A 26,566-nucleotide genomic window follows, 5' to 3' on the forward strand; every position below is an offset into this window, starting at 1 on the left:
TGGCCGGGCTCAGCACTGGAAGTGCCAACAATCCAATGTGGGAGCGAGCTGTGTGGGAGCAAGGCTTGCCCGCGATGAAAACGCCGCGGTCTCTTAAGGACCGCAGCGCCTGGATCGCGAGCAAGCCTTGCTCCCACACAGCTCGCTCCCGCAGGGTTTGGGGGGGTCCACTAGGCTGATCCAGGCACCGCATCACCCCGGTTACGCCCGCAACGGGCCGCTTAGGGATATCGACCATGCAATGGATCTTGACGCTGTTGGGCCTGGCACTCGGCTGGGTGGTGGACGAGTCGTTCGCCGATGCGCTGATAGGCGCCTTGGTGGGGCTTGGCATCGCCCAGTCGTTTCGATTGGGGCGCCTGGGTATCCAGGCGGCCAAGCAACAGATCTTGTTGCAGGAGGCCCAGCAGAGCTTACTCACGTTGGAGGCACGCCTGGCAGTGTTCGAGCGCGGGGCCGTTGCCGCGTCGAGTGAGCCTGCGCCAGCGCCCGAGGTTGTCGTGCCCCAGGCCGCGAAGCCCGAAGCGCGCACCGAGCCAGGGCTGGTCTGGGAGTTGCCGCCAGATCTCGAGCCCGTTCCCACGATGGCCTCCCAAGCCAGCCAGCCGTTGCCCGATGACGTTTGGAAACCCGCGCCGACCACGACCAGTCGGCATGCCGACCGCGACTTCGCGCCGCTGCCCCTGGAACCGATGCCCCTGGAACCGAGGGTTTCGAAACCCGCGGCCCCCCGCGGCCCGAATCTGTTCGACCGCGCCGTGATTGGCGCGCGCAACTGGCTGTTCGGTGGCAACACTGTGCTGCGGGTCGGCGTGGTGCTGTTGTTCCTCGGCCTGGCGTTTTTGCTGCGCTATGCCACCGAAGGCATGGTGGTGCCGATCGAATTGCGTTACGCCGGCGTCGCGGCCAGTGCGTTGGGCCTGTTGGGCCTGGGCTGGTGGTTGCGCCAACGCAACAGCAACTATGCGCTTATGCTCCAGGGCACCGGGATCGCGGTGCTGTACCTGACGGTGTTCGCGGCCATGCGCCTGCATCCGTTGCTCGACTCCAAGGCGGCCCTGGGCTTGCTGGTCGCGGTGACGGTGTTCTCGGCAATCCTGGCGATTACCCAGAACGCCCTGGGCCTGGCTGCGGCTGCGGCGCTGGGCGGGTTTGCCGCGCCGATCCTGACCTCCACCGGCAGTGGCAACCACGTCGCGCTGTTCAGCTATTTCATCCTGCTCAACGCCGGCATCCTTGCGATTGCCTGGTTCAAGGCCTGGCGCCTGCTCAACCTGATCGGTTTTGTCGGCACCTTCGGCATCGGTTTCGCCTGGGGCATGCGTTCCTACACACCGGAACTGCTCTGGAGCACCGAACCGTTCCTGATCCTGTTCTTCCTCATCTACCTGGCGATTGGCTTGCTGTTTACCCGGCGCAAGTTGCTGGAAATGAGCGATGCTCCCGAAGACGCCAGCCGCGACGCGCTGTTGCACTGGTCGGCGCGCAAGGGCGATTACGTGGACGGCACCATGCTGTTCGGCCCGCCGCTGGTGGGTTTCGGCTTGCAGTTCGCGTTGGTGCAGCATTTCGAGTTCGCCGCTGCGTTCAGCGCCCTGGCCCTGGGCATGATCTACATGGGCCTGGCGCGGGTATTGATGGGCGGTCGCGCCCTGCTGCTGGCGGAAACCTGCCTTGCCCTGGGGGTGATTTTTGCCAGCCTGGCGATCCCTTTGGGGCTCGACGCCCGCTGGACCGCAGCGGCGTGGGCCGTGGAGGGCGCAGGGATCTTCTGGCTGGGCCTGCGCCAGCAGCGCCCATTCGCCCGGGCTTTTGCCTTGTTGCTGCAGTTGGGCTCGGCACTGGCGTTCGTCAGCGAATTGCGTATCGGCGACGGCAGCCTGCTCGATGGGTCTGCGCTGGGTGCGTTGATGCTCGGCGGCGCCTTGCTGTTCACCTTCTACCAACTGCACAAGGCTGAGCCCGGACACAGCGCCCATTGGGAGCGCCAAGGCCTGCCGGTGCTGGCTGTGCTGGGGTTGAGTTTCCTCTATCTGCTGGCACCACTGTTCTTCTTCACCCACGGCACCGCCATCGCCTGGGCCCTGGCTGGGTTGGCAACGCTGTTTGTTGGCCTGCGCCTGCAGTCGCGCAGCTTCCTGTTCAGCGCATTTGGGGTGCAATTGCTCGGCGGCGCGCTGTTCCTGCTGCGCTTGCAAGGCGCCGAGGGGGATTCGGCGGCGGTGTTCAGCGCGGGCTGGAGCGGTTTGCTCAGCGCCTCGCTGATCGGCCTGGCGTTGATTGGCGGCATGTTGCTGGCGGCACGTGACGACATGGTGCGCAACGATGTCCGGTTGCTGCGCGGCTTGTCGGTGGTGTTGCTGGCGGGGTTGGTGCTGATCAACCTTGCGGTGCTGTTCGTCCTGCCGTGGCAAACGGCGAGTGGTGTGTGGGCGGCCAGCGGCCTGTTGATCATCTGGCTGAGCCTGTACCTGAAACAGCGCGTGAGTTTTGTCTTCGGCCTGCTGCTGCAACTGCTGGGCGGTGCGGCGTTCCTGACCGCGGGGCCGGCGCTGTTGGGGCCGCTCAACGCCGAGGACCTGCGACCGCTGGCCCATAGCGGCTTCTGGACGCCGCTGGTGCTGGGGCTGGCAGCCCTGGTGGGCGCATGGCGCCTGCAACGGGCGCACGCGGCGCGGGAACTCGAGGCCTTGAGCTTGCAGCGCTTGTCCGAGTTGCTGCTGATCTGGGGCGCCGGTTGGTGGGCGCTGGCGTGGGTCAGCGAAGTCTTGCGCTTTGCCCCGGCGAACCTGCAAGGCAGCTGGCTGCTGCTGGTCGCGGCGATCAGCGTGGCGGTGTGGACGGTCCTGGCGCAGCGGTTGAAATGGACGGCGCTGGGGCTGCTGTGCACCTTGCTGATTCCGGCGGCGGGCTGTGTGCTGGTGGCAACGGGGCACAGCCACTATCACCCGGCCGCGAATTTCGGCTGGCTGGTCTGGCTGGCGGTATTTGCCGTGCATTTCCTTTCCCTCAAGCGCCTGGCGCCGATGCTGCCGGCCCCGGCGCGCAGTACGGCCCACGTGCTCGGTTGCTGGTTGCTGATGGCGGTGTTGATGCTGGAGTTGCGTTACGGCCTGCTGTTGCTGTCCGAGCAGTACAACGCCTGGCGCTGGCTGGCCTGGGCGATCCTGCCAGGCCTGTACCTGGTGCTGATGGCCACGCCGCGTACCTTGCCGTGGCCGGTATCGGCCCAACCGCGCGAGTACCGTGTCTACGCAGCGGCGCCGATGGCGCTGTTGATGCTCGGTTGGTTCTGGCTGACCAACACCTTCAGCGATGGCAACTCAGAGCCACTGCCGTATGTGCCGTTGCTCAATCCCTTGGAGCTGGGCCTGCTGTTCGCCTTGTTCGGCATCTATGTGTGGGCCCGTAACGCCGTGGAGCAATCGACGAACCGTTGGAATCGCGTCGGGCGCATCGCCCAGTTGATCGCCGGTGTGTCGCTGTTCGCGTTCTTCACCGCCCTGGTGATGCGCACTGCCCACCAGTGGATGGATGTCCCGTACGAGCTGGACGCGCTGCTCGAGTCGATGTTCGTGCAGGCCGGGTTGTCCATTGTCTGGACCCTGATCGCCCTGGGGCTGATGATCGGTGGGCATGTGCGCCACCGTCGTGAAGTGTGGCTGATCGGTGCGGCGTTGATCGCCGTGGTCGTGGCCAAGCTGTTCTTTGTCGAATTGAGTAACCGTGGCGGTCTGGCGCGGATTGTTTCGTTTATCGGTGTAGGCGTGTTGCTGCTGGTAGTGGGCTATTTTGCGCCGCTGCCGCCCAAGCGCCCGGAGACGGTCGCGCAGGATGAGCCGCCTATGCCTGTCAGTGAGGGAGTGTCATCTTGAGTCGCAAGTTGAGTCGAATCGGGCTGGGTGTGGTGGGGTTATGGACGGCATTGTCGGCCGTAGCCCAGGAGCAACCGGCGGATTTCTCCCATCAGGTGCCGTTGGCCTTGAGCGGCGAGGGGCCGTGGTATCGTCTGCCGTTGCCGCTGGACGTGCAGTTGCAGGCGCGCCAGACCGACCTGAGCGATCTGCGGGTCTTCAACGCGGCCGGCCAGGCCCAGGCCTATGCCCTGGTGCGTGAGTCGGCCCAGAGCCGGGAAAACCGCACCCTCACCGACGTGAAGTGGTTCCCGCTGTACAACGCCGCCGATGACGATGAGCGCGCGCCGAGTGTGCGGGTGCAATCGAACGCCAACGGTACCTTGGTGGAAGTCCAACCCTCCAGCCGGCTCGAAGCAGGGGAGGAGGAGTTGCGTGGCTGGTTGTTGGATGCCAGCGCGCTCAAGGCGCCGTTGCAGCAGTTGGTCCTCGACTGGACCAGTGAGCGCGACGGTTTCCAGCGGTTCACCATCGAAGCCAGTGACGACTTGCAACACTGGCAGTCGTGGGGCGAAGGCCAGGTGGCGCGCTTGACCTTTGCCGATGAGCGGGTCGAGCAGCATGAAGTGAGCTTGCCGGGGCAATCGGCGCGTTACCTGCGATTGTTGTGGGATTCGCCGTCCTCCGCGCCGATCCTGACTTCGGCCCAGCTGCAAAGCGCCAGTCGCGAAAGCCTGCCGTTGCCGTTGGCATGGTCGCAGCCATTGGCCGGCAGCACCACGAAGGCCGGTGAATACACCTGGCAGTTGCCCATGGGGCTGAACATCGAGCAGGTGCAGGTCGAGCTGAGCCAAGCCAACAGTCTGGCGCCGGTGACCCTGGCCGGTCGCCGTGAAAGCAGCCATCCGTGGCAACCGCTGGGCAGTGGCTTGCTCTATCGCCTGACCCAGAACGGCCAGGATGTGCTGCAAAACCAATTGCAACTGTCCGGCCAGACCGTGCAGCAATTGAAATTGACCGTGGACGAGCGTGGCGGCGGCCTGGGTAGCGAAGCCCCGGCCCTGCGCTTTGCCGTGCGTCCGACCCAGGTGGTGTTCCTGGCGCGCGGCGAAGGGCCCTACAGCCTGGCCCTGGGCAGCGCAACCGTGAAAGCGGCCAGCTTGCCCTTGACCACGCTGGTGCCCGATTACAAGCCGTCACGGCTGGCGACGCTGGGTACGGCGACCGTGAACGGCGCAGCCACGTCGACCCCGGCTGCGGCCACGGTAACCACGCCTGCGACGGTCGAGACCAACTGGAAGAAAATCGGCTTGTGGGCGGTGCTGCTGCTCAGCGTGCTGTTCCTCGCGGCGATGGCGTTCAGCCTGTTGCGCAAGCCGCCGGTCAAGAGTTGAGGTGATTCATCGCGAGCAAGCTCGCTCCCACAATAGAACAACTCGGTCAACTGTGGGAGCGAGCTTGCTCGCGATGGCGCCCTCTCAACCAACAGAATTACCCAAGCGAGCCCCACCCCGTGAACTCAATCCTCCATATCCCGTCTCATAGGAGGAATTAAGTCCCGACTCGCGCTAAACTGCGCTGGTTTTTCCGTCCCCTATTCTTCGGAGCCGTCCATGTCCCGCGTTACCTTGAGTCGCTATTTGATTGAGCAGACCCGCAGCAACAACACCCCTGCCGATCTGCGCTTTTTGATCGAAGTGGTGGCGCGTGCGTGCAAGGAAATCAGCCACGCCGTCTCCAAAGGCGCGCTGGGTGGTGTCCTGGGCAGCATGGGCACTGAAAACGTGCAGGGCGAAGTGCAGAAGAAGCTCGACGTGCTGTCCAACGAAATCCTGCTCGAAGCCAACGAATGGGGCGGTCACCTGGCCGGCATGGCGTCCGAGGAAATGGACAATGCCTACCAGATCCCGGGCAAATACCCCAAGGGTGCCTACCTGCTGGTGTTTGACCCACTGGACGGTTCGTCGAACATCGACATCAACGCACCGGTTGGCACCATCTTCTCGGTACTGCGTTGCCCGAATGAATACCTGAGCCAGAACGAAGCCTTGAATGAAAAGGCCTTCCTGCAGCCAGGCACCGAGCAGGTCGCCGCCGGCTATGCCATCTACGGCCCTCAGACCATGCTGGTGCTGACCCTGGGCGACGGCGTCAAGGGCTTCACCCTGGACCGCGAAATGGGCAGCTTCGTACTGACCCACGAAGACATCACCATTCCTGAAACCACCCAGGAATTCGCCATCAACATGTCCAACCAGCGTCACTGGGAAGCCCCGGTAAAACGCTACGTTGAAGAGTTGCTGGCGGGCGAAGAAGGCCCGCTGAAAAAGAACTACAACATGCGCTGGGTCGCCGCGATGGTTGCCGATGTGCACCGTATCCTGACCCGTGGCGGTCTGTTCATGTACCCGCGCGACAGCCGTGAGCCGTCCAAGCCGGGCAAACTGCGCCTGATGTACGAAGCCAACCCGATGTCGTTCCTGGTGGAACAGGCGGGCGGCGCTTCCACCGACGGCCACCAGCGTATCCTCGATATCAAGCCTGAAGGCCTGCACCAGCGCGTGGCCGTGTTCCTTGGCTCGAAAGAAGAAGTGGCGCGCGCCACGGCCTACCACAAGGAATAAATCATGGCCGAGCCCTGGCAGCCGTTGCTCGATTGGTGGTTTGGTTCAGCCAAGACACCGGACGAGATATCGGCTGACAGAGGCAAGCTGTGGTTCGGCAAACGCCATGATCGCCAGGCCAACGAGCGCTTTGGCGATCAGGTCGAGCTGGCACTGGCCGGCGAATTGACCGACTGGGCGCAACGCCCGGAAGGCTGGCTGGCCCTGGTGCTGCTACTCGATCAACTCCCGCGAATGATCTTTCGCGAAACCCCCAAGGCCTTCTCCGGTGACCTGCGTGCCCAAGCGCTGGTGGCCCAGGGCATGGCAGCGGATTTCGACCGGCAACTCAAACCGATCCAACGCGTATTCATCTACCTCGTGCTCGAACACTGCGAAAACCTCGCGGTGCAGAACGAGGCCGTGTCGCGGTTTATCGACCTGGTGCGAGACCAGCCGGAGGCGCAGCGGGCGGTGTTTGAAGACAACCTGGACTATGCCGAACGGCATCAGAAGATCATTGCCCGGTTTGGGCGCTTTCCCCATCGCAATGCGGTGTTGGGGCGCGAGTCCACGGCTGAGGAACTGGAATTCTTGAACCGGCCTGGGTCCAGGTTCTGAGTTTTTAGCGAGGCTGATGCCGCTATCGCGAGCAAGCTCGCTCCCACAGGACTTTCAGCGAATGGAAATCCAGTGTGGGAGCGAGCTTGCTCGCGATGGGGCCCTTCCAGACTAGATCCGGAAGCTACCCACCAACTGCTTCAACCGCGCCGCCTGCTGCTCCAGGTCGGCACAGGCCCGCAAGGTGGCTTGCAGGTTTTCCACGCCTTCCTGGTTCAGGGTGTTGATCTCGGTGATGTCGACGTTGATTGACTCCACCACGGCGGTCTGTTCTTCGGTGGCGGTCGCCACGGACTGGTTCATGCCGTCGATTTCACCAATACGCTGGGTCACGCTGCCCAGGCGTTCGCCGGCCTGGTTGGCGATGCCGACGCTGCTTTCGCTCTGGCGCTGGCTGTCGGTCATGGTCAGTACCGCTTCCCGGGCGCCAACTTGCAGTTCTTCGATCATCTTCTGCACTTGCTGCGCCGAATCCTGGGTGCGGTGGGCCAGGTTGCGCACTTCATCGGCCACCACGGCGAAGCCGCGTCCGGCTTCACCGGCACGGGCCGCTTCGATGGCGGCGTTGAGGGCGAGCAGGTTGGTCTGCTGGGAAATGCTGGTGATCACCTCAAGAATCTGGCCGATGTTCACGGTGTTGCTGTTCAAGGTTTCGATGTTGCCGCACGAATCGCTGATCTTGGCCGACAACTGCTGCATGGCCGCGATGGTTTTATCCACCACTTGTTGGCCATCTTCAGCCAGGCTGCGCGCATCGCTGGAATGTTGCGAGGCGAGGGCGGCGTTCTGGGCGATTTCCTGGGCGGCGGCACCGAGCTGGTTGATGGCCGCGGCCACGCTGCTGGTGCGCGAAGCCTGCTGGTCGGAGTTGAACATCGACGAGTTGGACGCGCTGACCACGCGCAGGGCGACTTCGTTGACCTGGCCGGTGGCCGAGGCCACTTCACGGATCGAGGTATGAATGCGCTCGACAAAGCGGTTGAACGAAGTCCCCAGCGCGCCGAATTCGTCCTGGCCGTGGATGACCAGGCGCCGGGTCAGGTCGCCTTCGCCTTCGGCGATGTCATGCATGGCGCGGCCCATGGTCAGCAGCGGTTGCATCAGCACGCGGATCAACATGCCGAGCAGGGCGATGATGAACACCACGGCGATGACCATGGCGATCAGCGCCGACGTACGGAACTCACTGAGCATCGCCAGCGCGGTGTCCTTGTCGAGCACCAGTGCCACGTACCAGTCGGCTCCTGGCACGCCGTTGACGTGGGTGAAGGAGATGAATTGGGTCTTGCCGTCGAGATCGACTTCTTTCACGCCCGGGCTGATTTGAGGCGCGCCGTTAGGGTAGGCCTCGGCCAGGGTCTTGAGCACGCGCTTGCTGTCAGGGTGGATCAGGATCTTGCCGTCGGCACTGACGATGAACGCGTGGCCGTGGCCGCCGAAGTTCAGCGAATTGATGATAGCGCTGATGCTGGACAGGTCGATGTCCGCGCCGGCCACGCCGATCATCTGGTTCTGGCGCTGCACCGCAGTGGCGACGGTGATCACCAGCTTGCCCGACGAGGCGGCGATGTAGGGTTCGGTGACGATGGTTTGCTGTGCGCTGTTGGCGGCCTTGTACCAGCCGCGGGCGCGGGGGTCGTAATCGGCGGCGCGATTGCCGGCCGGTACCGAGAACATCACGCCGTCGGTGCCACCAAAATAACTGAGCTGGAAATTGCTGGTGTAGGCCGGCAGGCCCACGGCGCGCTTGAGGCTGTCGGCACTGCTGCCGTCCACGGCAATCTGCTGGGCCAGCGATTGCAGCAACTGGATGCGGCCGTCGACCCACGTCTGGATGTTGCGGCTGGTCAGGTTGCCGAGTTCCTGCATGGAGGTTTCGGTGCTGGCGTTCAAGCTCTGGCGTTGACGATAGTCGTTGAACAGGATGAAACAGGCGAATGCGACGGCCACCACGAGGGCGGCAGCCAACAGGATTTTATGGCTGAATTTCATGTTTCTGGTCATTAATAACACTACCGCGGAGGGACGGGTCAGGACTGGATGTCAATTTGCCATAACGCAGTAGTTTGCGCTGTTTCTTTTTATCGGCGCGCCAGACCATCCCATCAGCCGGTAGCGGTTCAATTCCGACGAAATGCACGACGCCGTCACAAAGTAGGTGTTTCATTGATGAAACACCTGCCCAGGCCCAATAAATACCGGGGGCGTCGGGGAACCAGATAGGGGTTTTCTCTTCTAAGCTTCTGGTTGGCACCTGCCAGCCCCCTTCCGTTCCAGGAGTTACACCATGTCGCTGCGATCTATCGCCTTGTTGTTTGTGTGTGTCGTATTGACTGCATGCAGCAAGGTCAACCAGGAAAACTACTCGAAGCTGTCGGCTGGCATGCCCAAGTCCGAAGTCGAAACGTTACTGGGGAAACCGACCGATTGTTCGGGCGCGCTCGGCATGTCCAGCTGTACCTGGGGCGACCAGAAAAGCTTTATCAGCGTGCAGTACGCCGGTGACAAAGTGTTGATGTTTTCCGGCCAAGGCCTGAAGTAAACCGGGGCCACGTGCCCGCGGGAGAAAAATAATGATGCGGTTAGTTTTTGTGCTTTTGGCTGGCCTGATTTTGGCTGGCTGTGCCACTTCTGGCGAAGATCCGCTGTCACCCAAGACGGTCAACAGCGTCAATCTCAAGCGCTACCAAGGGACCTGGTATGAGTTGGCCCGCCTGCCCATGTATTTCCAGCGCAATTGCGCGCAATCGGAAGCTCACTACACCCTCAAGCCAGACGGCAGTGTGGGAGTGCTCAATCGCTGCCTGACCTCGGACTGGCAGTGGGAAGAAGCCAGGGGCACCGCCACGCCGCAGGTGCCGGGCAAGACCGACAAGCTCTGGGTCGAGTTCGATAACTGGTTTTCGCGGATCGTGCCGGGCGTGGCGAAAGGGCAATACTGGGTGTTGTACGTCAGCGATGACTACAAGACCGCCATCGTCGGCGACCCAAGCCGTCGCTACATGTGGCTGCTGTCCCGTACGCCGACCGTCAATAGCGTCGTGCGCGAGGAGCTGCTGAGCAAGGCACGCCAGCAGGGTTACGACACCACACGCCTGATCTGGCGCGCGTCGGATCGACAGATGGCCAAAACCTCGGACTAACTGCCACCCGAAAGCCAATGTGGGAGCGAGCTTGCTCGCGATAGCGGACTTTCAGTCAACCTGTAGGTTGAAGGTAATGGCCCTATCGCGAGCAAGCTCGCTCCCACAGGGTTGATTGGGTCAGCCCAGAAGGTCGCGCAGGACCTGGGTAAACGCCCGGGCGCTTTGCTCTTCGCCCGCATGCCGCCCATCGCGCACCACCCACCGGCCGCCGACCATCACATCGCGTACCTGGCGATCGCCGCCGGCAAACAGCCAGCGATTGAGGATCCCGTCGCCCTGGGCCGTGGCCAGATATGGGTCGCTGCCATCGAGCACCAGCCAGTCGGCGCGCTTGCCGATTTCGAGGGCGCCGATCGGTTGCCCCAGGGCCTGGGCACCGCCTTCCAGCGCCGCATCGAACAAGGTGCGGCCGACCATCGGCTGATCCGTTCGATACAAGCGGTTGCGCCGTTGATCCCGCAGGCGCTGGCCATATTCCAGCCAACGCAATTCTTCGACCACGCTCAATGACACATGGCTGTCAGAGCCGATCCCCAGGCGCCCGCCCTCGGCGAGGAAATCCACGGCCGGGAAAATCCCGTCCCCCAGGTTGGCTTCGGTGGTCAGGCACAGGCCGGCAATCGCCCGGCTCCTGGCCATGAGGCTGATTTCCTGGGCGTTGGCGTGGGTAGCGTGGACCAGGCACCAGCGCTGGTCGACTTCGGTGTTTTCGTACAGCCATTGCAGCGGACGGGCGCCGCTCCAGCTCAGACAGTCGTCGACTTCCTTCTGCTGCTCGGCAATGTGAATGTGCACCGGGCACTCGCGGTCACTGGCGGCCAGCACATCCTGGATCTGCTCGGGCGTCACGGCACGCAGCGAGTGGAAGCACAGACCCAGCGCCTGGGACGGCAGCCCGGCCAGGATCGGCTGCAAGCGCGACTGAAGCTTCAAGTAGTTTTCGGTGCTGTTGATGAACCGGCGCTGCCCGTCGTTAGGGGCCTGGCCGCCAAAACCGGAGTGGCTGTAAAGCACCGGCAGCAGCGTCAGGCCGATGCCGGCAGCGCTGGCGGCGTGGCTGATGCGCAGGGCCAGCTCCGCCGGGTCGGCGTAGGGCGCGCCATCGGTGTCGTGGTGCACATAGTGGAATTCGGCGACCGAGGTGTAGCCGGCCTTGAGCATTTCGATGTACAGCTGGCGGGCAATGGTACCGAGTTGGTCGGGGCTGATTTTTCCGACGAGGCGGTACATCAAGTCGCGCCAGGTCCAGAAACTGTCGTTGGGATTGCCCGCCACTTCCGCCAGCCCGGCCATGGCCCGTTGGAAGGCATGGGAGTGCAGGTTCGGCATACCCGGCAACAGCGGACCGCCCAGCCGTTCGGCGCCGTCTGCGTGGGAGCCGGCCTGGATATGGGTCAGGACGCCTTCGGCATCGACCTCAAGACGTACGTCATGGGCCCATCCACTAGGCAGCAGCGCGCGTTCGGCAAAGAAGGCGGACATGGTTCAACCTCATCGTGCGTAATTTGTATATACATATACAGACGTTTGCCTGGCCGGTAAACTCCGGCAAGCTAGCATTCTTATCCGCAGAACAAGGAACCGCCGTGTCGACTCCGCCTGCCAAACCGCCGCTGGCCGCAAACATGGGTGACAGTCCGGCCCCCCTGTACGCCCGCGTCAAACAGATGATCACCCAGCAGATCGACAGTGGAAACTGGCCGCCGCATTACCGCGTGCCGTCGGAAAGCGAACTGGTCAGCCAACTGGGCTTCAGTCGCATGACCATCAACCGTGCGCTGCGGGAAATGACCGCCGACGGCCTGTTGGTGCGCATGCAGGGTGTCGGCACCTTCGTGGCCGAGCCCAAGAGCCAGTCCGCGTTGTTCGAAGTGCATAACATCGCCGACGAAATTGCCTCCCGTGGTCATCGGCACACTTGCAAGGTCATCACCCTGGAAGAAGAGGCGGCCGGTTCCGAGCGGGCCCTGGCCCTGGATATGCGCGAAGGCCAGAAAGTGTTCCATTCGCTGATCGTGCATTTCGAGAACGACATCCCCGTGCAAATCGAGGACCGCTTCGTCAACGCACTGGTGGCGCCTGAATACCTCAAGCAGGACTTCACCGTGCAAACGCCCTACGCCTATCTGAACCAGGTCGCGCCGCTGACCGAAGGCGAGCATGTGGTCGAGGCGATCCTGGCCGAGCCGAGTGAATGCAAGTTGCTGCAGATCGAAAAGGGCGAGCCGTGCCTGTTGATCCGCCGTCGTACCTGGTCCGGGCGCCAGCCGGTGACCGCCGCACGCCTGATCCATCCGGGCTCCCGTCACAGTCTGGAAGGGCGCTTTCATAAATGAGCCATTTGAAGGTTTTGCGCGCGGCAGACTACCCACGCATGCCGTGGAAAAACGGTGGCGGCAGCACTGAGGAAATCACTCGCGATGCCGGCGCCGGCCTGGAAGGTTTCGGCTGGCGCCTGTCGATTGCCGACATCGGTGAGTCGGGCGGTTTCTCCACCTTCGCCGGTTACGAGCGGGTCATCAGTGTCTTGCAAGGGAGCGGCATGACACTGAACGTCGATGGCCAAGTCACGCGGGCTTTGCATCCGCTGGACCCTTTTACGTTCAGCGGCGAGAGCCATGTGTTTTGCACACTGCTGGGCGGACCGATTCGCGACTTCAACCTGATCTACGCGCCGCAACGTTACCGCGCGCGGTTGCAGTGGTTGGGCGGCCAGCAGCGGTTTTTCAGTGACGCGCAAACGGTGCTGGTGTTCAGTGCCGCTCCGGGACTGGCTATCAAGATCGGTGAGTCCGCTGTGGACCTGGGCCTCTACGACTGCTTGCAACTGAGCGGCAACAGCGGGTTGGTGGATGTCTCCACTCACGGTCAATGCTGCGTGATTGAGCTGACGGCCCACTAAAGAAGTCCTGCGACAGAGCTTTTGTGGCGAGGGAGCTTGCTCCCGCTGGGCCTGTAGGAGCTGTGTAGGAGCTGTCGAGTGCAACGAGGCTGCGATCTTTCCAAAGACACTTGAATCCCAAGCGAAAGATCAAAAGATCGCAGGCTTCGCCAGCTCCTACAAAAGCCCAGCGGGAGCAAGCTCCCTCGCCACAAAAAGCGCGCTCATTGTTCCCTGCCCGCGCACCAACTTGTTACCGAACGCCCCAGCGTGGCGCAATACCACGCTTCTGGGCCCCTCCGATTTCCCTCTCGAAAACCCTCTTCAAAAATTTCATGCAGCTCAGCAGCCCATAAATCACAAGGCTTTCAGCCAATTCCCCAACCGTTCCTGAACATCGCCTTCAACAAGTTGGCCGCTTGATTGCATATGCTTGTACATACAAGTAAAGACGTATGCGTATGAGTCACCGATATTCAACGCAACGTTCGCTAAATCGCTGCCCACTGCCCGGGCTGGTCTGGATTGATCGCTGAGGAGTTTTTGCTGTGACCGACGCTACCCGCAAACCTGAAAAATACCGTGACGTTGAAATCCGTGCCCCTCGCGGTAACACGCTGACCGCCAAGAGCTGGCTGACTGAAGCGCCGCTGCGCATGTTGATGAACAACCTCGACCCGGAAGTGGCCGAGAACCCCAAGGAGCTGGTGGTCTACGGTGGCATTGGCCGCGCGGCGCGCAACTGGGAGTGCTACGACAAGATCGTCGAAAGCCTGACCAACCTGAATGACGACGAAACCCTGCTGGTGCAATCCGGCAAGCCGGTGGGCGTGTTCAAGACCCACAGCAACGCCCCTCGCGTACTGATCGCCAACTCCAACCTGGTGCCGCACTGGGCCAGTTGGGAGCACTTCAACGAACTCGACGCCAAGGGCCTGGCCATGTACGGCCAGATGACCGCCGGGAGCTGGATCTACATCGGCAGCCAGGGCATCGTGCAAGGCACTTATGAAACCTTCGTCGAGGCCGGTCGCCAGCACTACGACTCCAACCTCAAGGGCCGTTGGGTCCTGACCGCCGGCCTGGGCGGCATGGGCGGTGCGCAACCCTTGGCCGCGACCCTGGCCGGTGCGTGCTCGCTGAACATCGAGTGCCAGCAGGTGAGCATCGATTTCCGCCTGAAAACCCGCTATGTCGACGAGCAAGCCACCGACCTCGACGACGCCCTGGCGCGCATCGAGAAATACACCGCCGAAGGCAAGGCGATTTCCATCGCGTTGTGTGGGAACGCTGCCGAAATCCTGCCGGAAATGGTCCGTCGTGGTGTGCGCCCGGACATGGTCACCGACCAGACCAGCGCCCACGACCCACTCAATGGCTACCTGCCGGCCGGCTGGACCTGGGACGAGTACCGTGCCCGCGCCAAGACCGAACCCGCCGCTGTGGTGAAGGCCGCCAAGCAATCGATGGCCGTCCACGTCAAAGCCATGCTGGCCTTCCAGAAAATGGGCGTGCCGACCTTCGACTACGGCAACAACATCCGCCAGATGGCCCAGGAAGAGGGCGTCGAAAATGCCTTCGACTTCCCAGGCTTCGTACCGGCCTATATCCGTCCGCTGTTCTGCCGCGGTATCGGCCCGTTCCGCTGGGCCGCGCTGTCCGGTGATCCGCAGGACATCTACAAGACCGACGCCAAGGTCAAGGAACTGATCCCCGACGACGCCCACCTGCACAACTGGCTGGACATGGCCCGCGAGCGCATCAGCTTCCAGGGCTTGCCGGCACGTATCTGCTGGGTTGGCCTGGGCCAGCGCGCCAAGCTGGGCCTGGCGTTCAACGAGATGGTCCGTAGCGGCGAATTGTCGGCGCCGATCGTCATCGGTCGCGATCACCTGGACTCCGGTTCCGTGGCCAGCCCCAACCGTGAAACCGAATCCATGCAGGACGGTTCCGATGCGGTCTCCGACTGGCCGTTGCTCAACGCCTTGCTCAACACCGCCAGCGGCGCGACCTGGGTGTCGCTGCACCACGGTGGCGGCGTCGGCATGGGCTTCTCCCAGCACTCGGGCATGGTGATCGTCTGCGACGGTACCGACGAAGCGGCCGAGCGCATTGCCCGCGTGCTGCACAACGATCCGGCGACTGGCGTGATGCGTCATGCCGATGCCGGTTACCAGATCGCCATTGATTGCGCCAAGGAACAGGGGCTGAACCTGCCGATGATTACCGGCAAATAATCCCGGATCCCTTGTGGGAGCGAGCTTGCTCGCGATAGCGGTGGATCAGTACCGGTTCCGTCTACTGACACGCCCTCATCGCGAGCAAGCTCGCTCCCACAGGGGCGCGGCGCAATTGAATTGCAGAACAATCCACAGAGGTTGAACCATGGCTGTCACCAGCACACGTGCAAGCAGCAAGCCGTTGATCGAGAAACGTTCGATCGACTACATCCCGGAAACGGAGAGACACGGCCGATTGTTGAGCCAGTTCACCCTCTGGATGGGGGCCAACCTGCAAATCACTGCAATTGTCACCGGCGCATTGGCGGTGGTGCTGGGCGGTGATGTGTTCTGGTCGTTGATCGGTTTGCTGATCGGCCAACTGCTCGGCGGTGGCGTCATGGCGTTGCATGCCGCGCAAGGGCCCAAGCTGGGCCTGCCGCAGATGATCTCCAGCCGGGTGCAGTTTGGTGTGTATGGCGCGGCCATCCCGATCGTGCTGGTGTGCCTGATGTACCTGGGTTTCACCGCAACGGGAACCGTGCTTTCCGGCCAGGCGCTGGGCCAGTTGTTTGGCGTCAGCGACAGTGTCGGCATCCTCATTTTCGCCAGTGTCATCGTGCTGGTCACGGTGCTCGGTTATCGGGTGATTCACTTCATTGGCCGTGTCGCCAGCATCATTGGTGTGATCGCCTTTGTTTACCTGTTCGCTCGGCTGATGAGTCAGACGGACGTTGGCGCACTCCTGCAAATCCGCCATTTCAGCTGGAGCAGTTTCCTGCTTGCGGTGTCGCTCGCGGCATCCTGGCAGATCGCCTTCGGCCCCTACGTGGCGGACTATTCGCGTTACCTGCCGAGCAAGACCTCTTCGGTGAAAACCTTTTTTGCCGCAGGCGCCGGTTCAGTCATCGGCGCACAGGTGGCGATGATCCTCGGCGTGTTTGCCGCGGCCTCGGCCAATGGGCAGTTCGCGGGTCACGAAGTGGCCTACATCGTGGGCCTGGGGGGGACCGGCGCCACCGCTGCGCTGCTGTATTTCAGCATCGCATTCGGCAAGGTCACCATCTCCACGCTGAACTCCTACGGCAGCTTCATGTGCATCGCGACCATCATCAGCGGTTTTCGTGGTCACCTGAACGTTACGCGCCTGCAGCGCCTGGTCTTCGTGCTGGTCATCGTCGGCGCTGCGACGCTGATCGCGCTGCTCGGCCAGCACTCGTTCCTCGGTGCGTTCAAGTCTTTCATCCTGTTCTTGCTGGCGTTCTTTACGCCTTGGAGCGCGATCAACCTGGTGGACTACTACTGCATCACTCGCGAGCGCTATGACGTGCCGGCACTGGCCGACCCGAACGGTCGCTACGGTCGTTGGAACGCCCTCGGCCTCAGCGTGTATGTCTTCGGTGTCCTGGTTCAACTGCCGTTTATCGCCACCAAGTTCTATACCGGTCCGCTGGTGGCGGCCATGGGCGGTGTGGATATTTCCTGGATCATCGGTCTGGTGGTTCCGGCGGCGCTGTATTACGTCGTCGCCAAGAAGTGGCACAGCGCTGTACCCGATCAATTGATCCTGCCGCTCGAGCAGGACACGGTTGACGCACAACCGAGCAGGGCGGGCCGCATCCAAGCGGTCTGATGGGACGTTGACAGGGCTGGATGCCTCTTGACTGCCGTAAGCCAATCCAACTGATTAGGAGCGTCACATAATGAAGTCGAACAAGACCCTGCTGACCACATTGCTTTCCATGGGCCTGCTGGCCAGCGCCGGCGCCACGCAAGCGGCGGGTTGGTGCGAGTCGGGCAAACCGGTGAAGTTCGCCGGCCTGAACTGGGAAAGCGCCATGCTGCTGACCGACGTCCTGCAAGTGGTGCTGGAAAAAGGCTACGACTGCAAGACCGACAGCCTGCCAGGCAACTCCATCACCATGGAGAATGCCCTGAGCAGCAACGACATCCAGGTGTTTGCCGAAGAGTGGGTCGGCCGCAGTGAAGTCTGGAACAAGGCCGAGAAGGCCGGCAAGGTAGTCGGCGTCGGTGCCCCGGTCGTGGGCGCCATCGAAGGCTGGTACGTGCCGCGCTACGTGGTTGAAGGCGACGCCAAGCGCAAACTCGAAGCCAAGGCGCCAGGCCTGAAGAACATCGCTGACCTGGGCCAGTACGCCGCCGTGTTCAAGGACCCGGAAGAGCCGTCCAAGGGCCGTTTCTACAACTGCCCGGCCGGTTGGACCTGCGAGCTGGACAACAGCGAAATGCTGAAAAGCTATGGCCTGGAAAAAACCTACACCAACTTCCGCCCAGGCACCGGCCCAGCGCTGGATGCCGCGGTGCTGTCGAGCTACAAGCGTGGCGAGCCGATCCTGTTCTACTACTGGTCGCCAACGCCGCTGATGGGCCAGGTGGACCTGGTGAAACTGGAAGAAAAACCGGGCGTGGATAAAAGCGTGAGCATCAAGGTCGGCCTGTCCAAGACCTTCCACGACGAGGCACCTGAATTGGTGACGGTGCTGGAAAAGGTCAACCTGCCGATCGATATCCTGAACCAGAACCTCGGGCGCATGGCCAAGGAACGAATCGAGTCGCCGAAACTGGCGAAGATCTTCCTGAAGGAACATCCTGAAGTCTGGCACGCCTGGGTAAGCGAAGACGCTGCCAAGAAAATCGACGCGGCTCTGTAGGTCGAATACTTCCCGGCCAACCGTAGGGCTGGCCGGGACGTTCACCGCATCCACTTGATCGAGAGTCTCTTATGTTTCCCGAAAGCTTTACCTTCTCCATCGCCGACTGGGTCAACGGTTGGGTCGACGCCCTGGTGACCAACTATGGCGATGTGTTCCGGCAGATCTCCGACACCCTGCTGTGGGCCATCGTCAACCTCGAAGGCCTGCTGCGCATGGCGCCCTGGTGGCTGATGCTGGCCATCGTCGGCGGCATTGCCTGGCACGCCACCCGCAAGGTCGTCGCCACGGCGGTGATCGTCGGCCTGTTGTTCCTGGTGGGTGCGGTGGGCCTGTGGGACAAACTGATGCAGACCCTCGCCCTGATGCTGGTGGCGACGCTGATCTCGGTGTTGATCGGCATTCCGCTGGGCATTCTCTCGGCACGCAGCAATCGCCTGCGTTCGGTGCTGATGCCGCTGCTGGACATCATGCAGACCATGCCGAGCTTCGTGTACCTGATTCCGGTGTTGATGCTGTTTGGCCTGGGCAAGGTCCCGGCGATTTTCGCCACGGTGATCTACGCCGCGCCGCCGCTGATTCGCCTGACCGACCTGGGCATTCGCCAGGTGGACGGCGAAGTGATGGAAGCCATCAACGCCTTTGGCGCCAACCGCTGGCAACAGCTGTTCGGCGTGCAACTGCCCCTGGCCCTGCCGAGCATCATGGCCGGGATCAACCAGACCACCATGATGGCCCTGTCGATGGTGGTCATCGCCTCGATGATCGGCGCCCGTGGCCTGGGTGAAGACGTGCTGGTGGGCATCCAGACCCTCAACGTCGGACGCGGCCTGGAAGCCGGGCTGGCGATCGTGATTCTCGCCGTGGTCATCGACCGCATTACCCAGGCCTATGGTCGTCCTCGGCACGAGGTGAGCAAATGAGCAACGCAGCCATCAGCAAGATCGAAGTCAAGAATGTCTTCAAGATTTTCGGCAATCGCTCCAAGGAAGCCCTGGAGCTGATCCGCCAGAACAAGACCAAGGACCAGGTGCTGGCCGAAACCGGTTGCGTGGTCGGCGTGAACGACCTGTCGCTGAGTATCGGCACTGGCGAGATCTTCGTGATCATGGGCCTGTCCGGTTCCGGCAAGTCCACGTTGGTGCGCCATTTCAACCGGCTGATCGACCCTACCAGCGGCGCGATCCTGGTGGACGGCGAAGACATCCTGCAACTGGACATGGACGCCCTGCGCGAATTTCGCCGGCACAAGATCAGCATGGTGTTCCAGAGCTTCGGCCTGCTGCCCCACAAGAGCGTGCTGGACAACGTCGCCTATGGCTTGAAAGTGCGCGGCGAGAGCAAGCAGGTGTGCGCCGAGCGGGCGTTGCACTGGATCGATACCGTGGGCCTGAAGGGCTATGAGAACAAATACCCGCACCAGCTCTCCGGCGGCATGCGCCAGCGCGTCGGCCTGGCCCGGGCCTTGGCGGCGGATACCGACATCATCCTGATGGACGAAGCCTTCAGCGCCCTCGACCCGCTGATCCGCGCGGAAATGCAGGACCAGTTGCTGGAGCTGCAAAAGACCCTGCACAAGACCATCGTCTTCATCACCCACGACCTCGACGAGGCCGTGCGCATTGGCAACCGCATCGCGATTCTCAAGGACGGCAAGCTGATCCAGGTCGGCACACCGCGCGAGATCCTGCACTCGCCGGCGGATGAGTATGTCGATCGGTTTGTGCAACGGCGGGCGGCGGTGGTTTGAGGGATTTGTGGTGGTCGGCGCGCTTTTGTGGCGAGGGAGCTTGCTCCCGCTCGGGCGCGCAGCGGCCGCTTCTTTTGGGCCTGCTGCGCAGTCCAGCGGGAGCAAGCTCCCTCGCCACAAAGGCTATGCCTTAAGCCAGATGTGATGCTGAAATGAATTTTTCATGAGGTTGAAGATGTCCCAGGCTGAAAAAATTGTAATCACCGGCGCTCCGTTGCGTTGGCAGGACGTCGTCGCCGTCGCGCGCTTTGGTGCTGTGCTCGAGTTATCGACTGAGACGTGGGCGCGGATCGACAATGCCCAGGCCATCGTCCAGCGCATCGTCGTAAGCGGCGAGCGCGCCTATGGCGTCAACACCGGCCTGGGGGCCTTGTGCAATGTTTCGCTCAAGGACGAACAACTCAGCCAACTGTCGCGCAACACCTTGCTCAGCCATGCCTGTGGCGTCGGTGCGCCGCTTTCCGATGAACAGACCCGGGCGATTATCTGCGCCGCCATTCACAACTACAGCCAGGGCAAGTCCGGCATCCATCGCCGGGTGGTCGAAGCGCTGCTGGCGCTGCTCAATCGCGGCATCACACCGCAAGTGCCGTCCCAGGGTTCGGTGGGTTACCTGACCCACATGGCCCACATCGGCATCGCGCTGCTGGGCGTCGGCCAGGTCAGCTATCACGGGCAAATAGTCCCGGCGCAACAGGCCCTGGCCGCAGAGGGTTTGCAACCGGTGCAACTGGGTGCCAAGGACGGCTTGTGCCTGGTCAACGGCACACCGTGCATGACCGGTCTGAGCTGCCTGGCCCTGGCCGATGCGACGCGGTTGGTGCAATGGGCCGACGTGATCGGCGCGATGAGTTTCGAGGCACTGCGCGGGCAGATTGCCGCGTTCGATGCCGACGTCATTGCACTCAAGCCGCACCCGGGCATGCAGAAGGTCGGGAGCAATTTGCGGGCGTTGCTCGACGGCAGCGAAGTCATCGCCGCGAGCCTGGGCATTCGCACCCAGGACGCCTTGAGTATCCGCTCGATTCCCCAGGTGCACGGCGCGGCTCGCGACCAGTTGGCCCACGCCCGGCAACAGATCGAAACCGAACTCAACGCAGTGACCGATAATCCGCTGCTGCTGGGGACGCCGGAGAACTTCCGGGTCATGTCCCAGGCCAATCCCCACGGCCAGTCAGTCGCCTTGGCGGCGGATCTGCTGGCGATTGCCATGGCTGAGATCGGCTCCATCGCCGAGCGTCGCCTCGACCGCTTGATCAACCCCCACGTCAGCGGTCTGCCGGCCTTCCTGGTGGCCAACCCCGGGGTGAACTCGGGGATGATGATCGTGCAATACGTCGCCGCGTCGTTGTGCGCGGAGAACAAGCAACTGGCGCAACCGGCGGTGCTCGATAATTTCGTCACCTCCGGGTTGCAGGAAGACCATTTGAGCATGGGCACCAACGCCGCCCTGAAGCTGCACCGGGCGCTGGAAAACTGCACGCAGATACTCGCCATCGAATACCTGCTGGCGGCCCAGGCCTTTGAGTTTCTCAAGGCTCAGCGCTTCGGCGCCGGCACCGACATCGCCTGGAAACTGTTGCGCGAGCGCGTGCCGGCCTACGACCAGGATCGCTGGCTGGCGCCGGACATCGCCAGTGCCGCCGGCCTGCTTAAAGACCCGAGCGTGCTGCACAGCGTATTACCGAATTTGAATTGATCAAAAAAGCGCCAGCGTGCCAAGGCACCTATTGCCCATAAAGCATCGCCCAAAAGGCGAAGGTGACGGATAACGGAACGTTCCGGAGCGACTGGCGGGTAAAAACAAAACTCTCAAAAGGAGCAATACATGACTGCCTTAAACCTGATTCCCGGCCAATTGAGCCTGGCTCAATTGCGTGACATCTATCAGCAACCCGTGATCTTGAGCCTCGACGCCAGCGCGTCGGCGCAGATCGAGGCCAGTGTCGCCTGCGTTGAACAGATCCTTGCCGAGAACCGCACCGCCTACGGCATCAACACCGGTTTCGGCCTGCTGGCCTCGACCCGCATCGCCAGCGAAGACCTGGAAAACCTGCAGCGCTCCCTGGTGCTGTCCCATGCCGCCGGCGTGGGCGAGCCGATCAGCGATGCGCTGGTGCGGCTGGTCATGGTGCTCAAGGTCAACAGCCTGAGCCGCGGTTTTTCCGGCATCCGTCGGCAGGTGATCGATGCGCTGATTGCGCTGATCAATGCCGAGGTCTACCCGCACATTCCGCTCAAGGGTTCGGTCGGTGCGTCCGGTGACCTGGCGCCGCTGGCCCACATGTCCCTGGTGCTGCTGGGCGAAGGCAAGGCCCGCTACAAGGGCGAATGGCTGCCGGCCGTCGACGCGCTGAAAGTGGCTGGCCTCGCGCCGCTGACCCTGGCCGCCAAGGAAGGCCTGGCGCTGCTCAACGGCACCCAGGTGTCCACCGCGTTTGCCCTGCGTGGCCTGTTCGAAGGCGAAGACCTGTTTGCCAGTGCCCTGGCCCTGGGCGGCCTCACGGTGGAAGCGGTGCTCGGCTCGCGTTCGCCATTCGATGCACGCATCCATGCTGCCCGTGGCCAGAAAGGCCAGATCGACGCCGCCGCTGCCTACCGCGATCTGCTGGGCGAGCGCAGCGAAGTTTCCGATTCGCACCAGAATTGCGACAAGGTTCAGGACCCGTACTCCCTGCGCTGCCAACCGCAAGTGATGGGCGCCTGCCTGACCCAGTTCCGCCAGGCCGCCGAGGTGCTGGTGATCGAGGCCAACGCGGTGTCGGATAACCCGCTGGTGTTCGCCGCCGAGGGCGACGTGATTTCCGGTGGCAACTTCCACGCCGAACCGGTGGCGATGGCGGCCGACAACATGGCCTTGGCGATTGCCGAAATCGGCTCCCTGAGCGAGCGCCGCATTTCGTTGATGATGGACAAGCACATGTCGCAACTGCCGCCGTTCCTTGTCGCCAATGGCGGGGTGAACTCCGGCTTCATGATCGCCCAGGTCACCGCGGCGGCCCTGGCCAGTGAAAACAAGGCGCTGTCCCATCCCCATTCGGTGGACAGTCTGCCGACCTCGGCCAACCAGGAAGACCACGTCTCCATGGCCCCGGCCGCTGGCAAGCGTCTGTGGGAAATGGCCGAGAACACCCGTGGGATCCTCGCGGTGGAATGGCTCGCGGCTTGCCAGGGGCTGGACCTGCGCGGCGGTTTGAAGACCTCCACGAAGTTGGAACGGGCGCGGGGGCTGTTGCGTGCGCAAGTGCCGTTTTACGAGAAGGATCGCTTCTTTGCGCCGGACATCAATGCGGCCAGTGAATTGCTGGCGAGCCGGTGCCTGAACGAGCTGGTCACGGCGCAGTTGTTGCCGAGCCTGTAAGGGCCTCATCGCGAGCAAGCTCGCTCCCACAGGGGATTTTGGGTACACCTTGATCCCTGTGGGAGCGAGCTTGCTCGCGATTCGATTTTGAATGCGACGAGGAAACCGGGATGAAAACCCTCTGGCAAAACTGCCACGCCGCCACCATGGCCCAGGGCGTCTACTCGATCATCGAAGACGCCGCCATCGTTACCCAGGGCGAGCACATCCAATGGATCGGCCCGCGTGCCGAATTGCCGACGGGTGACTACCCGGCGGTCAACGACCTCAAGGGGGCCTGGGTCACGCCGGGGCTGATCGACTGTCACACCCACGCGGTATTTGGCGGCAACCGCAGCGGTGAGTTCGAGCAGCGCCTGCAAGGCGTCAGCTACGCCGAGATCGCCGCCGCCGGTGGCGGCATCGCCAGCACCGTGCGCGCCACCCGCGCCGCCAGTGAAGACGAGCTGTTCGCCAGCGCCGCCAAACGCCTGGCAAGCCTGATGCGCGACGGTGTGACCACGGTGGAAATCAAATCCGGCTACGGCCTGGACCTGGCCAGCGAGCGCAAGATCCTGCGGGTCATCCGCCGCCTTGGCGCCGAGTTGCCGGTCAGCGTGCGCAGCACCTGCCTGGCGGCCCACGCCTTGCCGCCGGAATACAAGGATCGCGCCGACGATTACATCGAGCACATCTGCACCGAGATGCTTCCGGCCCTGGCAGCCGAAGGACTGGTGGATGCGGTGGATGCCTTTTGCGAATACCTGGCGTTTTCCCCGGCGCAGGTCGAGCGGGTGTTTATCACCGCGCAACAACTGGGGCTGCCAGTGAAGCTGCACGCCGAGCAACTGTCATCCCTGCACGGTTCAAGCCTGGCGGCACGTTACCAGGCGCTGTCGGCCGATCACCTGGAATTCATGACCGAGGACGATGCCAAGGCCATGGCCGAATCCGGCACCGTGGCGGTGCTGTTGCCGGGCGCGTTTTATTTCCTGCGCGAAACCCAACTGCCGCCCATGGAGGCCCTGCGCAAGCACGGTGTGAAAATCGCCGTGGCCAGCGACCTCAACCCTGGCACCTCGCCGGCGCTGTCGCTGCGCCTGATGTTGAACATGGCCTGCACCTGTTTCCGGATGACCCCGGAAGAAGCCCTGGCGGGGGCGACGATTCATGCCGCCCAGGCCTTGGGCATGGCTGAGACCCACGGTTCGCTGGAAGTCGGTAAAGTCGCCGACTTTGTCGCCTGGCACATCGACCGCCCGGCCGACCTGGCGTACTGGCTCGGTGGCGATCTGGAAAAGTGCGTCGTGCGTCACGGCGTGGAAATCGATTGAGGAGAACGGTTGTGGAGAAGGTCCTGAATTTCAAGCAAGGGCGCGTGCCGCTGTTGATCAGCATGCCCCACGCCGGCCTGCGCCTGACCCCGGCGGTACAGGCCGGGTTGATCCCCGAGGCCCAAAGCCTGCCAGACACCGACTGGCACATCCCAAGGCTCTACGAATTTGCCGCCGAGCTGGGCGCCAGCACCCTGGCCGCCGAGTACTCGCGGTTCGTCGTCGACCTCAACCGTCCCTCCGATGACAAGCCGATGTACGTCGGCGCCACCACCGGTTTGTACCCGGCGACGCTGTTCGATGGCGTGCCGTTGTTTCGCGAAGGGCTGGAGCCATCGGCCGAGGAGCGGGCGACGTATCTGCAACAGGTCTGGATGCCTTACCACCAGGCGCTGCGGCAGGAACTGGCGCGGCTCAAGGCCGAGTTCGGCTATGCCTTGCTGTTCGATGCCCATTCGATCCGTTCGGTGATCCCACACCTGTTCGACGGCAAGTTGCCGGACTTCAACCTCGGCACCTTCAACGGTGCCAGTTGCGACCCGACCCTGGCCGGCCAGCTCGAAGCCATCTGCGCTCGCCACGGTGAATTCACCCACGTGCTCAACGGGCGGTTCAAGGGCGGACACATCACCCGGCACTACGGCAACCCGGCCGAAGACATCCACGCGGTGCAACTGGAACTGTGCCAGAGCACCTACATGGAAGAGTTCGAACCGTTCAACTACCGCGCTGACCTGGCGGCGCCGACTCAGGTGGTGCTCAAGGAACTGCTGGAAGGCTTCCTGGCGTGGGGGCAGCAGGCTTACAAGAAATAAACACCTACCAATACTCCTGTAGCGAGGGGACTTATCTGTGGGAGCAAAGCTTGCTCGCGATACAGGCGCCGCTGTTTCAGAGAGACCGCGTTGTTTTCATCGCGGGCAAGCCTTGCTCCCACAGAACCCCCTTGCCACAGGTTTGTTTTTGTCCTTGAGTCTCGGGAGCAACTGTCGCCACCGTGCAAAACCGAGTCGCCACAGTTCATCTTCAGCCCCTCGGCGCTGCGTAATGTTTTGGGCACGGTGCAGCAAGACACCGACCTACAATAATCCGCTGCCGCACGAGACCTTCCCGATGAAAAGACTGTTCAAGCGCTGTCTGTCGATCCTCTGCGGTACCACCCTCTTGAGCGCCGGGGCGATGGCCGCCGAGCCTGCGTCGTGCCAGACCGTGCGCATGGGCGTGGTCAACTGGACCGACGTGATCGCCACCAGCGGCATGGCCGATGTGTTGCTCACCGGGCTGGGCTACGACAGCAAGCAGACCAGCGCCGTGCAGCAGATCATCTTCGCTGGCATCCGCGACAAGCGTCTCGACATTTTCCTGGGCTACTGGAAGCCGGCGATGGACAAGAACATCGCGCCATTCCTGGCGGCCAACCAAGTGAAGGTATTGGACAAGCCAAGCCTGGCCGACGCCCAGGCCACCCTGGCTGTTCCAGACTACGTGGCGGCGGCGGGGCTCAAGACCTTTGCCGACATCGCCCGGTTCAGGGACCAGCTCGGTGGCAAGATCTACGGGATCGAGCCGGGCAGCGGGGCCAACACCACCATCAAGACCCTGATTGAAACCAACCACTTTGGCCTGAAGGACTTCAAGCTGATCGAATCCGGTGAAGCGGGCATGCTGGCCGCGGTGCAGCGGGCGGTGAATCGCAAGGAGTTCGTGGTCTTCGTCGGCTGGACCCCGCACCCGATGAACATCAACATGAACATCACCTACCTGACCGGCAGTGAAGATGTCTATGGCCCGAACGAAGGCGCCGCAACGGTCTCCACCGTGACCGCGCCGGACTACTCCCAGCGCTGCCCGAACGTGAACCGGTTGTTGGAAAACCTCACCTTCACCGCCGCCCAGGAGAGTCAGTTGATGGTGCCGATCATGGAACGCAAGACGCCCCAGGACGTCGCCCGGCAATGGTTGCGCGATCATCCCGAGGATTTGCAGAAGTGGCTGGCCGCAGTCACGAGCTTCGACGGCAAGGATGGCGTGGCGACGGTGCAGGCCAGTCTCAAGAATTGACCTGCTTGGCTGTGGCGGGGTGATTTATCTGTGGTGGAGTGATTTATCTGTGGGAGCAAGGCTTGCCCGCGATAGCGATGTGTCA

At 62.6% G+C, this 26,566-nt stretch carries 20 protein-coding genes; 18 read left to right on the plus strand and 2 right to left on the minus strand.

Annotation, left to right across the window (positions count from 1 at the left end; all coding sequences use genetic code 11):
• Window positions 1-236 precede the first annotated feature (236 nt).
• The 4 genes from LOY50_RS01945 (at window position 237) to LOY50_RS01960 (ending at window position 7,078) form a co-directional block, all read left to right on the plus strand.
• A complete protein-coding gene (locus LOY50_RS01945; RefSeq protein WP_258690208.1) occupies window positions 237-3,875 on the plus strand; it encodes a DUF2339 domain-containing protein in 3,639 nt (1,212 codons plus the stop codon).
• Window positions 3,872-5,248 carry a DUF3999 domain-containing protein gene (locus LOY50_RS01950; protein WP_258690209.1) on the plus strand — a complete coding sequence of 459 codons (1,377 nt, stop codon included), beginning with the start codon at window positions 3,872-3,874 and terminating at the stop codon, window positions 5,246-5,248. The genes LOY50_RS01945 and LOY50_RS01950 overlap by 4 nt, the downstream gene beginning before the upstream one ends.
• Before the next feature lie 219 nt (window positions 5,249-5,467).
• Window positions 5,468-6,478, plus strand: a complete 1,011-nt coding sequence (locus LOY50_RS01955; RefSeq protein WP_018607993.1) for a class 1 fructose-bisphosphatase — start codon at window positions 5,468-5,470, stop codon at window positions 6,476-6,478.
• Between the two features lie 3 nt (window positions 6,479-6,481).
• On the plus strand, window positions 6,482-7,078 hold the full coding sequence (locus LOY50_RS01960) for a DUF924 family protein (RefSeq protein ID WP_258690210.1): 597 nt from the start codon (window positions 6,482-6,484) through the stop codon (window positions 7,076-7,078).
• A gap of 111 nt (window positions 7,079-7,189) precedes the next feature.
• Here LOY50_RS01960 and LOY50_RS01965 read toward each other — a convergent pair whose 3' ends face one another.
• The gene (locus LOY50_RS01965; RefSeq protein ID WP_258690211.1) at window positions 7,190-9,082 is read right to left on the minus strand and encodes a methyl-accepting chemotaxis protein; all 1,893 of its coding nucleotides are present in this window, start codon (window positions 9,080-9,082) and stop codon (window positions 7,190-7,192) included.
• 283 nt (window positions 9,083-9,365) lie between these two features.
• Here LOY50_RS01965 and LOY50_RS01970 point away from each other — a divergent pair, with 283 nt between their 5' ends.
• Window positions 9,366-9,620, plus strand: a complete 255-nt coding sequence (locus tag LOY50_RS01970; protein WP_003196877.1) for a hypothetical protein — start codon at window positions 9,366-9,368, stop codon at window positions 9,618-9,620.
• Window positions 9,621-9,651: 31 nt separating this feature from the next.
• Entirely contained in the window at window positions 9,652-10,221 is a 570-nt protein-coding gene (locus LOY50_RS01975; protein ID WP_253471040.1) for a lipocalin family protein, read from the plus strand.
• A 120-nt stretch (window positions 10,222-10,341) separates the two neighbouring features.
• Here LOY50_RS01975 and LOY50_RS01980 read toward each other — a convergent pair whose 3' ends face one another.
• A complete protein-coding gene (locus LOY50_RS01980; protein WP_258690212.1) occupies window positions 10,342-11,706 on the minus strand; it encodes a formimidoylglutamate deiminase in 1,365 nt (454 codons plus the stop codon).
• Between the two features lie 143 nt (window positions 11,707-11,849).
• Here LOY50_RS01980 and hutC point away from each other — a divergent pair, with 143 nt between their 5' ends.
• The 12 genes from hutC (at window position 11,850) to LOY50_RS02040 (ending at window position 26,481) form a co-directional block, all read left to right on the plus strand.
• Complete coding sequence (gene hutC, locus LOY50_RS01985) at window positions 11,850-12,560, plus strand: histidine utilization repressor (protein ID WP_214511053.1); 711 nt, start codon at window positions 11,850-11,852, stop codon at window positions 12,558-12,560.
• The gene (locus LOY50_RS01990; protein ID WP_253471044.1) at window positions 12,557-13,126 is read left to right on the plus strand and encodes a HutD family protein; all 570 of its coding nucleotides are present in this window, start codon (window positions 12,557-12,559) and stop codon (window positions 13,124-13,126) included. Before hutC ends, LOY50_RS01990 begins: the two co-directional genes overlap by 4 nt.
• Window positions 13,127-13,653: 527 nt before the next feature.
• Window positions 13,654-15,342 carry a urocanate hydratase gene (hutU, locus tag LOY50_RS01995; protein WP_092222286.1) on the plus strand — a complete coding sequence of 563 codons (1,689 nt, stop codon included), beginning with the start codon at window positions 13,654-13,656 and terminating at the stop codon, window positions 15,340-15,342.
• Window positions 15,343-15,490: 148 nt separating this feature from the next.
• Entirely contained in the window at window positions 15,491-16,957 is a 1,467-nt protein-coding gene (locus LOY50_RS02000; protein ID WP_253471046.1) for a cytosine permease, read from the plus strand.
• 70 nt (window positions 16,958-17,027) lie between these two features.
• Complete coding sequence (locus LOY50_RS02005) at window positions 17,028-17,996, plus strand: ABC transporter substrate-binding protein (protein ID WP_003196892.1); 969 nt, start codon at window positions 17,028-17,030, stop codon at window positions 17,994-17,996.
• A gap of 71 nt (window positions 17,997-18,067) precedes the next feature.
• Complete coding sequence (locus LOY50_RS02010; RefSeq protein ID WP_003186705.1) at window positions 18,068-18,919, plus strand: proline/glycine betaine ABC transporter permease; 852 nt, start codon at window positions 18,068-18,070, stop codon at window positions 18,917-18,919.
• The gene (locus tag LOY50_RS02015; RefSeq protein ID WP_003196894.1) at window positions 18,916-19,746 is read left to right on the plus strand and encodes a glycine betaine/L-proline ABC transporter ATP-binding protein; all 831 of its coding nucleotides are present in this window, start codon (window positions 18,916-18,918) and stop codon (window positions 19,744-19,746) included. Before LOY50_RS02010 ends, LOY50_RS02015 begins: the two co-directional genes overlap by 4 nt.
• Window positions 19,747-19,921: 175 nt before the next feature.
• On the plus strand, window positions 19,922-21,445 hold the full coding sequence (hutH, locus tag LOY50_RS02020) for a histidine ammonia-lyase (protein ID WP_258691198.1): 1,524 nt from the start codon (window positions 19,922-19,924) through the stop codon (window positions 21,443-21,445).
• 129 nt (window positions 21,446-21,574) lie between these two features.
• Window positions 21,575-23,107 (plus strand): histidine ammonia-lyase, encoded by a 1,533-nt coding sequence (gene hutH / locus LOY50_RS02025; protein WP_258690213.1) that lies wholly within the window; start codon window positions 21,575-21,577, stop codon window positions 23,105-23,107.
• Window positions 23,108-23,217: 110 nt separating this feature from the next.
• Window positions 23,218-24,420, plus strand: a complete 1,203-nt coding sequence (gene hutI / locus LOY50_RS02030) for an imidazolonepropionase (protein WP_253471050.1) — start codon at window positions 23,218-23,220, stop codon at window positions 24,418-24,420.
• Between the two features lie 11 nt (window positions 24,421-24,431).
• Window positions 24,432-25,235 carry an N-formylglutamate deformylase gene (gene hutG / locus LOY50_RS02035; protein ID WP_258690214.1) on the plus strand — a complete coding sequence of 268 codons (804 nt, stop codon included), beginning with the start codon at window positions 24,432-24,434 and terminating at the stop codon, window positions 25,233-25,235.
• Between the two features lie 298 nt (window positions 25,236-25,533).
• Window positions 25,534-26,481 carry a choline ABC transporter substrate-binding protein gene (locus tag LOY50_RS02040; RefSeq protein WP_258690215.1) on the plus strand — a complete coding sequence of 316 codons (948 nt, stop codon included), beginning with the start codon at window positions 25,534-25,536 and terminating at the stop codon, window positions 26,479-26,481.
• Window positions 26,482-26,566: the final 85 nt, after the last annotated feature.

Source organism: Pseudomonas sp. B21-010, assembly GCF_024749325.1.
Classification (GTDB): Bacteria; Pseudomonadota; Gammaproteobacteria; order Pseudomonadales; family Pseudomonadaceae; genus Aquipseudomonas; species Aquipseudomonas kilonensis.